10 protein-coding genes are annotated in these 13,086 nt (G+C 69.0%); 4 read left to right on the top strand and 6 right to left on the bottom strand.

What is annotated here, in order from left to right:
- Positions 1-43: 43 nt before the first annotated feature.
- Both desA and H7F53_RS01230 read right to left on the bottom strand, forming a co-directional pair.
- Positions 44-1,441, bottom strand: a complete 1,398-nt coding sequence (desA, locus tag H7F53_RS01235) for a syringate O-demethylase (protein ID WP_185677642.1) — start codon at positions 1,439-1,441, stop codon at positions 44-46.
- Positions 1,442-1,454: 13 nt separating this feature from the next.
- A complete protein-coding gene (locus H7F53_RS01230) occupies positions 1,455-2,186 on the bottom strand; it encodes an alpha/beta fold hydrolase (protein WP_185677641.1) in 732 nt (243 codons plus the stop codon).
- Between the two features lie 86 nt (positions 2,187-2,272).
- On the opposite strand from H7F53_RS01230, the gene H7F53_RS01225 reads away from it, so the two are divergent.
- Positions 2,273-3,016, top strand: a complete 744-nt coding sequence (locus H7F53_RS01225; RefSeq protein ID WP_185677640.1) for an IclR family transcriptional regulator — start codon at positions 2,273-2,275, stop codon at positions 3,014-3,016.
- 22 nt (positions 3,017-3,038) lie between these two features.
- Here H7F53_RS01225 and H7F53_RS01220 read toward each other — a convergent pair whose 3' ends face one another.
- From H7F53_RS01220 to H7F53_RS01205, 4 genes are all read right to left on the bottom strand, one after another.
- A complete protein-coding gene (locus tag H7F53_RS01220) occupies positions 3,039-3,965 on the bottom strand; it encodes a Gfo/Idh/MocA family oxidoreductase (RefSeq protein WP_185677639.1) in 927 nt (308 codons plus the stop codon).
- Between the two features lie 2 nt (positions 3,966-3,967).
- Complete coding sequence (gene araD1 / locus H7F53_RS01215; RefSeq protein WP_185677638.1) at positions 3,968-4,969, bottom strand: AraD1 family protein; 1,002 nt, start codon at positions 4,967-4,969, stop codon at positions 3,968-3,970.
- Positions 4,970-4,991: 22 nt separating this feature from the next.
- Positions 4,992-6,518, bottom strand: coding sequence for an aldehyde dehydrogenase (NADP(+)) (locus tag H7F53_RS01210; protein WP_185677637.1), 1,527 nt, complete (start codon positions 6,516-6,518; stop codon positions 4,992-4,994).
- 90 nt (positions 6,519-6,608) lie between these two features.
- The gene (locus H7F53_RS01205; RefSeq protein WP_185677812.1) at positions 6,609-7,910 is read right to left on the bottom strand and encodes a sugar MFS transporter; all 1,302 of its coding nucleotides are present in this window, start codon (positions 7,908-7,910) and stop codon (positions 6,609-6,611) included.
- A 142-nt stretch (positions 7,911-8,052) separates the two neighbouring features.
- On the opposite strand from H7F53_RS01205, the gene H7F53_RS01200 reads away from it, so the two are divergent.
- The 3 genes from H7F53_RS01200 (at position 8,053) to H7F53_RS01190 (ending at position 13,086) form a co-directional block, all read left to right on the top strand.
- Complete coding sequence (locus H7F53_RS01200) at positions 8,053-9,222, top strand: aldose epimerase family protein (protein WP_185677636.1); 1,170 nt, start codon at positions 8,053-8,055, stop codon at positions 9,220-9,222.
- Between the two features lie 33 nt (positions 9,223-9,255).
- Positions 9,256-11,064: an IlvD/Edd family dehydratase gene (locus H7F53_RS01195; protein ID WP_185677635.1), complete on the top strand. Its 1,809-nt coding sequence runs from the start codon at positions 9,256-9,258 to the stop codon at positions 11,062-11,064.
- Between the two features lie 117 nt (positions 11,065-11,181).
- Entirely contained in the window at positions 11,182-13,086 is a 1,905-nt protein-coding gene (locus tag H7F53_RS01190) for a KUP/HAK/KT family potassium transporter (protein WP_185677634.1), read from the top strand.

Genomic DNA, 13,086 nt, shown 5'->3' with positions numbered 1-13,086 from the left:
CCCCGTGCCCCCGGCTTTTCCGCTCCGGATTGCCCGCCGCGACTCAGGCGGTGCGGTTGCGCCACCCACTGGCATAGGTGTCGCGGGCGACCTCGGAGTAGGGCACCGGCGAGACCACGGCCTTGATCTCGGTCTGGACGTGCCGCTCGACCGTGGGCTTGCTGGTGCCGCCATCGGGCTCGCCCCACAGCAGGGTGACCTCGGTGCCCGGAGTGGCCACGGCCTCGTCGACCATGGCCAGGGCGAGGAAGCGGCCGGCGTTCACCGTATAGCCGATCCAGGTGGAAAGCCCGACCGTCGTACCGTCCTTCAGCACCGCGTCATAAGGGTGCATGGCATAGACCGAGCTCGGGAACTCGAGGAACTTGGCCTTCTCGCCGCTCTGCAGCATCGAGCTCATGACGCGGACCACGTCGGCATTGTCGAGCGCCAGGGTCACCTTGCGGCGGTGGGGCCGATCCTTCATCGCCTCGAGCGCCTCGCGGCCGACGAAGTCATGGTCGAACTTGACCATGATGCCGTAGCCGAGATCCCAGGGGGTGAGGTAATAGTCCTCGATCCGCTCCGAGACGAAACTGCCTCCGACCGAGCACATCCCGGCGTAGCTGTTGGCGGGAAGCCACTCGCGGAAGGCGCGGGTGCCCTCGCCGGTGTAGACGGCCGGCAGCGGCGAGGGAATCCATCCCGACTCGAGCGTGTTCGAGCTGTAGGTACGGCCGCCGCTGAGCTTGAGGCCGAAGTCCTGCCCGGCCGCAATCAGCGCGTTGCGCACGGCGTCATAGTCGCGCCACGGCCCGAACAGCTCGTAGCCGGGCTGCCCGGCCATGCCGTGCCGCAAAGCGCGCACCTCCACCCCCGCAATGGTCAGCGTGGTCATGTGGAAGAACTTGAGATCGGGCGGGGTCTCGCCCATCGCCTGGCCCAGCACGGCCATCGCATTCGGACCCTGCAGCTGGAAGCGGTAGTTGCGGCGGAACCCCTGCTGCTCGAGCGGGCGCGCGGCGGTGCGCTCGTCGCGCTCCACGGTGACGTTCCAGCGCCCGGTCGAGGCCCAGTACTCGACCCATTCGATCACCGGCGCGCGGCCGACCAGTTCGAAGGTGTTCTCGGCCAGGTAGAACAGGATCACATCGCCGATCACATAGCCCTCGGGGGTCACCGGAGCGAACTGCTTGGCGCGATTGGGAACAAAGCCCTTGAAGCTGTTGGGCGCAAGCCAGGCAAGCATGGCGAAGGCATCCGGGCCGGTCACCAGCAGGTCGACCATGTGGAAGCTCTGGTTGAACAGGATCGCCGTCTCGGCCCAGGCCCGCTGCTCGTCACGCCAGTTGGTGTACTCGGCCGGCACGCCGGGATAGACATTGGGGCCGACCTGCTGGTTGCGCAGGAAATCGACGACGTTGGGCAGGGCGGCAAGCTTCTGCGCGAGGGACTGGGTCATCTAGGTCTCCGGTTCACAATGGGGCATCAGGCTGGTCCAGCCAGGCCTGGAGGGCGGCGTTGAAGGCAGTGGGGGCCTCGGCGGGCAGCATATGGCCGGCGTCGGGGACGATGGTCAGGCTTGCCCCGGGAATGGCTGCGGCGATGGCGCGGTGCTGCTCGGGCGGCGACCAGCGGTCCTCGTTCCCGGTGATCACCAGGGTGGGACAGGCGATGGTTGGCAGAAGCGCGGTGACCTCGCGGCGCGCCAGCAGCGCCTCGACCTGGGCTTCGAACGTGTCAATCCCGGCCTCCTCGGCCATGGCAGTCAGCCTGGCGACCAGGGCCGCGTCGTTCACCCCGGCGGGACCGATCATCGGCGGGAGCCATTCGGCGACCAGCGCGGCCATGCCCTGGGTCCGGCCGAGACCCAGCAGGGCGCCGCGCGCTTCCGCTTCGCCCGGCCGCACCGGGTGAACGCCGGTGCTGGCGAGAGCTAGCCGCGCGACGCGCTGTGGCGCGATCCTGAGCACCTCCAGGGCAACCCGCGCACCCATCGAATGGCCCAGCAGGCTGAACCGGTCCGGCAGCCGCGCAAGCGCATAGGCGGCCATCGCCTCCAGCGAGCGCGCACCGGCGTAGTACTCGCCGATCACCATGGCGCCGCGAAACGCGGTGAGCTGGTCCGCGAACAGTCGGGCATCGCAGATCAACCCCGGCAGGATCGCCAGGGGGAGAGGAGAGGGAGAATCAAAATTCACACTCATGAAAACTTCGTCTATATGAAGACAGATGATCAAGCCAGAGCAAATTCTCCGGCCTTGCCGCTTGCCGCCGCCGCGAGCTTGACCCGATGGACCGAGCCACCTCCGCCCCGGTAAAGTCGGCGCTGCGCACGCTTGATGTCATCGAGTTGGTCGTCGCGCGGGCAGACGGCGCGCAGGCGCACGAGATCGCGGCGACACTGAGCATGCCGGAAAGCAGCGCGAGCTACCTGCTCCGCACCCTGTGCGAGCGCGGCTATCTGGTCCGCGCAGGCCGGACCTATCGGCCCGGACCGGGGCTCGACCGTTTGCGGCTGCCGCCGAGCGCGCTGACCCTGGCTGACCGGGTCACCCCGCTGGTGCGGGCGATGTGCGCCGAGCTCAACGAGACCACCTCGTTCATGGTCCAGGCCGACTGGTCGGCCGAGGCGCTGGTCACCGAAACCAGCGATCACCCGCTGCGCTACGCGATTGCCATCGGCGAACGGCGCCCCCTGCACGTGCTGGCCGCAGGCAAGGCCATCCTCGCCGCCCTGGCGGAAGACCAGCTGATCCGGTACTTTGCCGAGGCCGAGCGCGCCGCCCTGACCGCGCAGACCCTGATCGACGAGGCCGCCCTGCGCACTGAACTGGCGCGCGTGCGAGCGAGCGGGCTGGCCGAGGCGCACGAGGAGAGCCTAGCGGGCATCTCGAGCCTTGGCTGCGCGGTGCACATCGATGGCCAGCTGGCCGGCGCGCTCAGCATCGCCGTGCCCACCGTCCGCTTCAGCCCGGCCTTGCGGGATAGGTTCGGGCGGCTCCGGTCCCGCCTGCTCGGCCCGCTCGAGGGGTGATTCACCAGGGCCCGGCCGCAGATCAGTCCACGAACGGCGCCACCTCGACCCGCCGGCCGCACAGGAAGGCATCGGCAACCAGCCGCAGCGGCGCCACGTCGACATCGCTGCGGCCTGCCGCGATCAACTCGGCGAAATGGCGATAAAGCGCGGGATATTCGCGATCGGCATCGTGGCGGCTCTGCCCCGGCAGGGCGAGAACCGCGCCGCCGCTCGACAGGGTCAGGGTGCCGGAGTCGGTCTCGACCACAATGTCCCAGCTCTGCGGACCGGTCTGACGGAAATCGAGGTCCATGACGACCGGTGTGCCGGCCGTGTCCTGCAGGGTCAGCTCGGCCGCGATCGGCGCGGCGCGGTTGGCGGGGAACGAGAGCAGGGCGTCCTGGAGCAGCAGCGGCCGGGGCAGGATCCGGGTGACAATCGACAGGGCATTGATCCCCGGATCGAACACGCCGAGCCCGCCGGGCTGCCAGATCCAGTCCTGCCCGGGGTGCCAGACCCGCACGTCCTCGCGCCAGACGATGCGGACCCGGTCGATCCGCCGTGCGGCCAGCCACGCCCGGGCCGGTTCGACCCCCGCGGCGTAGCGCGAATGCCAGGCCGTAAACAGGCTCGAGCCGCTGGCCTCGGCCGCGGCGACCAGCGCGGCAACCTCGCCCAGGGTCGCGCCCGGGGGCTTCTCGAGCAGGACATGGAGGCCGCGATCCAGCGCCGCGCGGGCGAGGTCGAAACGCACCTGCGGCGGGGTGCAGAGCGCCACCGCGTCGATCGCGGGACCGGCCGCGAACAGGTTGTCCAGGCTGGCGAAGTGCGGCACGCCCGTCACGCCGGCATTGTCCGGGCTGACCGTCGCGGCCAGGACAAAGCCCTCGTCACCGGCGATCGCGGGCAGGTGCTGGTCGCGGGCGATCTTGCCGAGGCCGATCACCGCGAGACGGATCGTCGCCACGGCTAGAGCGCCTTGACCGTCACGGCCCGCGCCGCATCGCCAGCGGCGCGGCGCAGCGGATTGCGGCAGGGCAGGGCAAAAGGCGGTACGGTCAGCTCGAACACGTCGCCGACCGCGGTGCGCACACCATCGGTGAACGACAGGGTGGCCGTGCCGAAGAAGTGGACATGCACGTCGCCGGGGCGCCGGAACAGGTCGTACTTGAAATGGTGGTGCTCAAGATTGGCGATCGTGTGGCTCATGTTGGCCTCACCGGTGAGGAACGGTTTCTCCCAGATCACCGCGCCATCGCGCAGGATCCGGCTGGTCCCACACAGGTCGTCGGGCAGCGCGTCGATCAGCAGTTCCGGGCCGAGCGCGGCCTGACGCAGTTTGGAGTGGGCCAGCCACAGATAGTTGTGGCGCTCGGTCACGTGGTCCGAGAACTCGTTGGCCAGAGCGAAGCCGAGGCGGAACGGGGTCCCGTCCGGCCCGATCAGGTAGATCCCGGCCAGCTCGGGCTCCTCGCCACCGTCCGCGGCGAAGGCCGGCATCTCGAGCGGCTCGCCGGGCGCGACCAGCTGGCTGCCGTCGCCCTTGTAGAACCATTCGGGTTGCTGGCCGACCGCACCCGCTGCCGGCTTGCCTCCGGCCAGTCCCTCCAGGAACATCCGCATCGAATCGGTCTGGTGCGCGGCCGCCGCCGCCTCGCGGTGCATCTGGTCACGCCCCTCCGCCGAGCCGAGGTGGGTCAGCCCGGTCCCGGTCAGCAGCAGATGGGCGGGATCGGCATGGTCAATCGGGGCGAGCAGCCGGCCGGCCGCCAGTTCCCCGGCCAGATCGACGGCAGCGCCGGCCGGACAGGCCCGGGCCGCCGCCGCCAGCGACGTTCCCGCGGCGATGGCCGCGCCTGCCAGCTCGCGCACGCTGGAAACCCCGCCCAGGACATGCGCCGCTTCCCCGTCGGCAAGGACGACCGACCGCGTCCCGTCCCCGGCACGGCGTTGCAATAGGCGGAGCGACATGATGCTGGTCCTTCCTGGCCGCTCAGTGGGCCGGCTGGCCGTCGATCAGGCGCGGCGCCCCATCACCGCGCGCCTCGTCGCGCAGTTCCGGCGGCAGCACTGCGGCACTGAGGTTCTGGTAGCTCACCGGGCGGAGGAAGCGGTCGATCGCCAGACTGCCTACCGAGGTCGTGCGAGGATCGGAGGTGGCTGGGAAGGGGCCGCCGTGCACCATCGCGTGACAGACCTCGACCCCGGTGGGCCAGCCATTGGCAAGAATGCGGCCGGCCTTGCGCTCCAGCAGCGGCAGCAACCGGACGGCAAGGGCCTCATCCGACGCCTCCATATGCAGCGTCGCTGTGAGCTGGCCTTCGAGGCTATCGAGGACGGCGCGCAGCTCGGCCTCGTCAGCGCACACCACGATCACCGAGGACGCGCCGAACACCTCATGGCCCAGCGCCTGCTCGGCCAGGAAGGTGGTGGCGGCGGTGCGGAACAGCGCGGCATGGCCCTGCCTGGCCTCCCCCTGGGCACCCGTGGCCAGGGTCTCGACCCCGGGCAGGGCCTCGAGCGTGGCCACACCGCGAGCATAGGCGTCGGCGATTCCGCCGGTCAGCATGGTCTGGGCAGGCGCGCTGCGCACCGCCTCGCTCGCGGCAACCAGGAAGGCGTCGAGCCCCGCTCCGTCGATGGCCAGGACCAGGCCCGGATTGGTGCAGAACTGGCCCGCACCCATGGTCAGCGAGCCAGCGAAGGCCGTGCCGAGCGCGGCGCCGCGCGCAGCCAGCGCGGCAGGCAGGAGCAGCACGGGGTTGATGCTGGCCATTTCGGCATAGACCGGGATCGGCACCGGGCGCTGCTGGGCGAGGCGGAGCAGCGCAAGCCCGCCTGCGCGCGAGCCGGTGAAGCCGACGGCGGCGATCCGCGGGTCTTGCACCAGCGCCGCGCCGAGTTCGTTCGACGGACCGACGAGATGGCCGAACACCCCGGCCGGCAGACCATGAGCCGCGACGGCGCGGGCAATCGCACCGGCCACCAGTTCGCCGGTGCGGGGATGGGCGGGGTGGCCCTTGACCACCACCGGGCAGCCGGCGGCAAGTGCAGCGGCGGTGTCACCGCCAGCGGTCGAGAAGGCGAGCGGGAAGTTCGATGCGCCGAAAACCGCGACCGGGCCAACCGGGATCATCCGCAGCCGCAGGTCGGGACGGGGCAGGGGCTGGCGCTCGGGCAGCGCGGGATCGATCCGCAACTGCTGCCACGCACCGGCGCGGACCACATCGGCGAACATTCGCAGCTGGCCAACGGTCCGGCCGCGCTCCCCCTCGAGCCGCACGCGGGGCAGACCGCTCTCCTGCATGGCGGCCTCGATCAGCGGATCGCCGATCGCCAGAATCTCGGCGGCGATCCCCTCGAGAAAGGCGGCGCGCGCCGCGCGGGAGGTCGCCCGGTAGGTATCGAACGCCGCGGCAGCAGCTGCGCAGGCGGCGGCAACGTCGGGGGGGCCATGGACCGCAAGGGCCGGGCCGTTTGGCTCACCCGTGGCGGCGACCACGGAGCGGAATTCAGTCATCGGGGGTCTCCTGGATAAACCCTGACATATTATTGGAGCCAGCAGAGCGCAACCGCCCCAGCGAGGTATCGGGTCGGACAGGTGCTTCAGTTAGCCGGCCTGTTGGGTTGGCCGCGATCCCCACAAGGCATAGAACAACACATACAACTCGCAGGCGGCGGTCAGCAGGAACGAGTTTTGCAGGCCATAGGCATCGGCCAGCCAGCCTTGCACCACCACCAGGGCCCCGCCCGCGATCGCCATGATCAGCAGGCCCGAGCCCTCCTCGGTCAGCGGGCCCAGCCCACGGATGCCAAGGGTGAAGATCGTCGGGAACATGATCGAGTGGAACAGGCCGACCAGAATCAGCGCCCACATCGCCGCGGGACCGGTGGTGAAAACCGTCACCAGCATGACCACGAAAGCACCGACCGAAAAGACGGCCAGAACCAGTCCCGCATCGACCTTCTGCATGATCGCCGACCCGGCAAAGCGCCCGATCATCATCCCGCCCCACAGGAAGGTCAGGTATTGCCCCGCCTGCTCATGGGTGAGGTTGGCAATGTCGGGCTGGCTGACGAAGTTCACGAACAGGTTCGCCACCCCGATCTCGGCGATCAGGTAAATGAAGATCGCTGGGATCCCGAAGACCAGGTTGCGGTGTTTCCACAAGGACAGGTGGCGGCGCGCTTCCGGGCTAAGCCGGCGGGTGGCATTGCCCATAGCGGGCAAGGGATAGCGTGCGATCACCACGGCAAGGATCACCAGCACGCCGGCGACCAGGCCATAGGGCAGGATCACAGACTGCGCGTCGGCGAGCCGCTCGGCCGGGGTCAGGACCACGTCGGCGGTGGCGGTACCGCCCTTCGAGCGCCCGAGGATCAGATAGGCTCCGAACATCGGCGCCAGCATGGTTCCGGCCGAGTTCATCGCCTGGACCAGGTTGAGCCGCGATGAGGCGGTTTCCGGCCTGCCCACCACCGCGACGTAGGGATTGGCCGCCACCTGCAGCAGCGTGATGCCGCTGGCGATGACAAACAGCATGGCCAAGGTCACCCCGTAGGAGGGGATGGATGCCGCCAGCATCATGCCCAGCGCGCCCGCCGCCATGACCAGCAGCCCGATCACCAACGACTTCTGGTAGCCGATCGTCTCGATCAGCTTTGCCGACGGGATCGACGCGACGAAGTAGGCAATGAACCAGACCGACTCGATCAGTGTTGTCTGTGTATAGTTGAGGTCGAACACGCTGCGCAGGTGCGGCAGCAACGTGTTGTTGATCACCGTGATGAAGCCCCACATGAAAAACAGGCTGGCGAGCAGCGACAACGCCGAACCGTAGCTTGGGCCGGCTTCGGGGTCGGAAGTCGGCTGAACCGTGGCGCCCGGCTGGGGTGAGCCCAGTGGTGGCATCGTCTCGAATTCCTCTCGCTGGTTGCGCATCGGGCGGCAAGCTTACCGGCTTGCGCGTTTTCGATTTGTCGGACTATATCCGGGTCCGAGCCGCGTCAATGGGCCGGCCGCGATCGACCACGGGCCACGAGAGGATCAGAACATGGGCTTTGCAGGATGGCCGATCCGGCGCGCCGGCGCCTTGTTTCCCCTGCTGGCGGGCGTGGTCCAGGCCCCTGCGTCCGTGCAGGCCGCCGAGGCCCGGCAGGACAACGCCGGCCAGCTCGCCGATGGCAGCACAGCGCAGGTGATCACGTTGACCGCTGCAAACGGCGTGTCGGCCAAGGTGCTGAGCTATGGCGCCACGCTGCAATCGCTGATCGCGCCGGACCGCGACGGCAAGCTCGCCGACGTCCTGCTCGGCTACGATACCGTGCAGGCCTACGAGGCCCACCCGAGCTTCTTCGGAGTCACCGTCGGGCGCTATGCCAACCGCATCGCCGGGGGGCGCTTTACGCTCGATGGGCAAACCTTCCAGCTGCCGCTCAACGACAAGACCAACAGTCTGCACGGCGGAGTGAAGGGGTTCGACAAGCGCAACTGGCAAGTGGTGGCGGTACGGTCTGGTCCGGTCGCCAGCGTCAGGCTGAGCTATGTCAGCGCCGACGGTGAAGAAGGGTTTCCCGGCACGCTGCGGGTCGCGGTGACCTATGCGCTCGACGACCAGGGTGGTTTGACGATCACCTTCGAGGCGACAACCGACAAGTCCACCGTGGTGAACCTGACCAACCACGCCCTCTTCAACCTGGCTGGTGACGGCGCGCCAGTCGGCGCGATGGGCCATCGGCTGACTATCCCGGCCGCGCGTTACACGCCGGTCGACGCCCGGCTTATCCCCACCGGCGAGCTGCGCCCGGTTGCCGGTTCGGTCTTCGACTTCCGCGAGCCCCGCCGGATTGCCGATGGCCTCCGCGATGCGAGCGACCAGCAGATCCTGTTCGGCCGCGGATATGACCACAACTTCGTGATCGACAAAGGCCTCACTGCCCAGCCCGGGCTGGTTGCCCGGCTCGAGGACCCGGAATCGGGCCGCGTCCTCGACGTGCTCAGCACCGAACCGGGCGTACAGCTCTACACCGGGAACTTCCTCGACGGCACGGTTCCCGGCAAGTCCGGCCGGCTCTACCGGATGGGCGACGGTCTCGCGCTCGAGCCCCAGAAGTTCCCGGATTCGCCCAATCAGCCGGGATTCATCTCGGCCAGGGTCGATCCTGGTCAGACCTATCGCCACGTCATGATCTACCGCATGAGCACGGCCCCGCGGCCGCGTTGAGCCTCAGTCCTGTTCCATCTGCCGAAAGCCGCCATGACCGACCGTTCCTCCGCCCGCCCCCCTGTCAAACTGCGCTCGCGTGCCTGGTTCGACAATCCCGACAACATCGACATGACCTCGCTCTATCTCGAGCGCTACCTCAACTACGGGCTGAGCCTCGAGGAGCTCCGCTCGGGGCGGCCGATCATCGGGATCGCGCAGACCGGCAGTGACCTTTCGCCGTGCAACCGGCATCATCTGGTCCTGGCCGAACGCGTGCGCGAAGGAATTCGCGAGGCAGGTGGCATCGCGCTGGAGATCCCGGTCCACCCGATCCAGGAAACGGGCAAGCGGCCGACCGCCGGCCTCGACCGCAACCTGGCCTACATCGGTCTGGTCGAGGCGCTCTACGGCTATCCGATCGACGGCGTGGTGCTGACCACCGGTTGCGACAAGACCACCCCCGCCCTGCTGATGGCGGCGGCGACCGTGAACATCCCCGCCATCGCGCTGTCGGTCGGGCCGATGCTCAATGGCTGGTTCAAGGGCGAGCGGACCGGCTCGGGCACGATCGTGTGGAAGGGCCGGCAGATGCTGGCCAAGGGCGAGCTCGACGAGGAGGGCTTCATCAAGCTGGTCGCCAGCTCGGCGCCCTCGACCGGCTATTGCAACACCATGGGCACGGCGACCACGATGAACAGCCTGGCCGAGGCGCTGGGCATGATGCTGCCCGGCTCGGCCGCGATCCCGGCGCCCTACCGCGATCGCCAGGAATGCGCCTGGCGCACCGGCAAACGGATCGTCGACATGGTCCGCGAGGACCTCAAGCCGTCGGACATCCTCACGCTCGAGGCGTTCCACAATGCCATCGTGGTCAACAGCGCGATTGGCGGATCGACCAATGCGCCGATCCATCTCGCGGCGATCGCCCGCCATATCGGGGTCGACCTGCCGCTCACCGACTGGCAGCGGCTTGGCCACAAGGTGCCGTTGCTGGTCAACCTTCAGCCGGCCGGCGAATACCTCGGCGAGGACTACTATCGGGCGGGCGGTGTGCCGGCGGTGGTCGGCCAGTTGATCGACCAGGGACTGATTGCCGAGCAGGCCATGACTGTGAATGGCCGGACCATCGGCGAGAACTGCCGCGGCGTCGCGATCGAGGACGAGGCGGTGATCCGTCCGTTCGATCGGCCGCTCAAGACCGATGCCGGGTTCCTCGTGCTCTCGGGCAACCTGTTCGACGCGGCGATCATGAAGACCAGCGTGATCAGCGACGAGTTCCGCCAGCGCTACCTGTCGAATCCCGATGATCCAGACGCCTTCGAAGGCCCCGCGGTCGTGTTCGACGGACCAGAGGACTATCATGCGCGGATCGACGATCCGGCCACCGGCATCACCGCAGAATCGCTGCTGTTCATGCGTGGGGCAGGCCCGATCGGCTATCCCGGCGCGGCCGAGGTGGTCAACATGCGTCCGCCCGCCCACCTGATCACGGCCGGCGTCTCGGCGCTGCCCTGCATCGGCGACGGGCGCCAGTCGGGGACCAGCGGCAGCCCATCGATCCTCAATGCCAGCCCCGAGGCCGCGGCGATGGGCGGGCTGGCGCTGCTGCAGACCGGCGACCGGGTGCGCATCGACCTGCGCCGCGGCACGGCCAACGTGCTGATCCCGGACGAGGAGCTGGCCGCGCGCCGGGCCGCGCTCGAGGCGGCTGGCGGCTATCCCTATCCCCCTTCGCAGACCCCGTGGCAGGACATCCACCGCTCGCGCATCGGCCAACTGGCAAGCGGGGCGATCCTCGAAGGGACCGAGAAGTACCAGCGCATCGCGCAGACCATGGGTCTGCCGCGCGACAATCACTGACCGGGCCTGATGGCCGCGACTTTTATGCGGCCGTTATGCTGGCGTGGACGCATTCGCATGGCGTCTTAACGGCCCAAGGGGGCAGGGGAGCAGCCTGACTGCAAGGATCCTGCCCCCGTGTCCGCCTCACCTGCTCATCCACGCCCGTCGCTTGCCCTGCTCACCCTCGGCGCGATCGGGGTTGTCTATGGCGATATCGGGACCAGCCCGCTGTATGCCTTCCGCGAGGCGCTTGCCCAGTCGGGGGCTGACGGCATCTCACGCGGCGAGATCCTCGGGGTCTTGTCGCTGGCGCTGTGGGCGCTGATCATCGTCGTCACGCTCAAGTACGTCGCCTTCCTCGCCCGGATGGACAACAAGGGCGAGGGCGGGGTGCTCTCGCTGATGGCGCTGGCCCAGCGGGCGACCGGCGCGAAATGGCCGATCGTGGTCGTCTTGGGGGCGACCGGTGCCGCGCTGTTCTACGGCGATGCGATCATCACCCCGGCGCTCTCGGTGCTCTCGGCGGTCGAGGGCCTGCGCACGATCCCGGGGCTCGAGCGCATGCAGGAGCCGCTGATCCTGGGCCTGGCGCTGGGGATCCTGGTCGGGCTCTTCGCGGTCCAGGCCAAGGGCACGGCGCGGGTCGCGGCGTTGTTCGGGCCGGTCTGCCTGGTCTGGTTCGCGGCGCTGGCCGCGCTCGGACTGTGGCAGATCGCCCAGGCCCCGGCGGTGCTGGCCGCGGTCAATCCGCTCGAGGCGGTGCGCTTCCTGCAGGGCCACGGGGTGACCGGGCTGTTCGTGCTGGGCGCGGTGTTCCTGACCGTGACCGGGGCCGAGGCCTTGATCGCTGACATGGGCCACTTCGGCCGCCGTCCGATCCAGCTCGGCTGGCTCGCCCTGGTCTGGCCGGCGCTGACGCTCAACTATCTTGGCCAGGGCGCGCTGGCCCTGCAGGCGCTCGATCGCGCCGAGGCCGCCGGGCAGACGCTTGCCAATGCCGACTGGTTCTTCCTGATGGCGCCCGATGCGCTGCGCGCGCCGCTGGTGGGACTGGCGACCATGGCCACGATCATCGCCAGCCAGGCGGTGATCACCGGGGCCTTCTCGCTCACCCACCAGGCGATCGCGCTGGGCCTGCTGCCACGGCTGACCACCCGCCAGACCTCGGCCGAGCAGATCGGGCAGATCTATCTGCCGGCGATCAACTGGCTGCTGCTGGCGGGCGTGGTGGTGCTGGTCTTCGGCTTCCGCAGCAGCTCGGCCATGGCCGCGGCCTATGGCATCGCGGTGACCGGGACCATGGTGGTGACCACCTGCCTCGCCTTCCTCATCGCCTGGCGCCACTGGCACTGGAACCGGGTCTGGGCCGGGGTGGCGATCGCGCCCTTCCTCGCGCTTGACCTGTTCTTCTTCGGGGCCAACATCCTGCGCGTGACCGAGGGCGGATGGGTGCCACTGGCCGTCGCCGGGCTGGTTGGGCTGGTCATCGTCGCCTGGCTCAGGGGACGGCGCGCCGCGGTGGCACGGACCAGCCAGATGGGCATCGCCCTCGCCGATTTCGCCGCCGCACTGGCGGCCCGGCCCCCGGTACGGATAGCCGGAACCGCGGTGTTCCTCACCCAGGATCTGGCGCTGGCTCCCGCCGCGCTGCTGCACAACCTCAAGCACAACAAGGCGCTGCACGACCGCTCGGTCCTGCTCAAGGTCGAAACCCTGCCCCAGCCGTGGGTGGAACCGGGCCAGCGGCTCGAACTCGAGCCGCTCGACGAGCGGTTCCTGCGCGCGCGCCTGCGCTATGGCTACATGGACGCGATCGACGTGCCGAGCGATCTCGCGCGCAGCCCGGGGCTGCTCGACGGGCCGGGCGGCACCTCGTTCTTCGTCGGCCGCAGCGCGATCCGCTTTGCCAGCCGTCCGCTGTTGCCGCGGTGGATGACCCTGATCTACATGATCCTGCACCGCAACGCGGCCGACCCGACCGCCTATTTCAACATTCCGCCCAACCGCGTGGTCGAGCTGGGCAGCCAGATCGAGCTCTAG

Source organism: Novosphingobium piscinae (assembly GCF_014230355.1).
GTDB classification, from domain to species: Bacteria; Pseudomonadota; Alphaproteobacteria; order Sphingomonadales; family Sphingomonadaceae; genus Novosphingobium; species Novosphingobium piscinae.
Note: the sequence above shows the minus strand (reverse complement) of the source record. Positions and strands in the feature narration are given on the sequence as shown.

Excerpts from the sequence above, each read along its gene's own strand:
- desA (WP_185677642.1), bottom strand. The coding sequence starts at position 1,441 with ATGACCCAGTCCCTCGCGCAGAAGCTTGCCGCCCTGCCCAACGTCGTC.
- H7F53_RS01205 (WP_185677812.1), bottom strand. The coding sequence starts at position 7,910 with ATGCCACCACTGGGCTCACCCCAGCCGGGCGCCACGGTTCAGCCGACT.
- H7F53_RS01200 (WP_185677636.1), top strand. The coding sequence starts at position 8,053 with ATGGGCTTTGCAGGATGGCCGATCCGGCGCGCCGGCGCCTTGTTTCCC.
- H7F53_RS01230 (WP_185677641.1), bottom strand. The coding sequence starts at position 2,186 with ATGAGTGTGAATTTTGATTCTCCCTCTCCTCTCCCCCTGGCGATCCTG.
- H7F53_RS01195 (WP_185677635.1), top strand. The coding sequence starts at position 9,256 with ATGACCGACCGTTCCTCCGCCCGCCCCCCTGTCAAACTGCGCTCGCGT.
- H7F53_RS01210 (WP_185677637.1), bottom strand. The coding sequence starts at position 6,518 with ATGACTGAATTCCGCTCCGTGGTCGCCGCCACGGGTGAGCCAAACGGC.
- H7F53_RS01225 (WP_185677640.1), top strand. The coding sequence starts at position 2,273 with ATGGACCGAGCCACCTCCGCCCCGGTAAAGTCGGCGCTGCGCACGCTT.
- araD1 (WP_185677638.1), bottom strand. The coding sequence starts at position 4,969 with ATGTCGCTCCGCCTATTGCAACGCCGTGCCGGGGACGGGACGCGGTCG.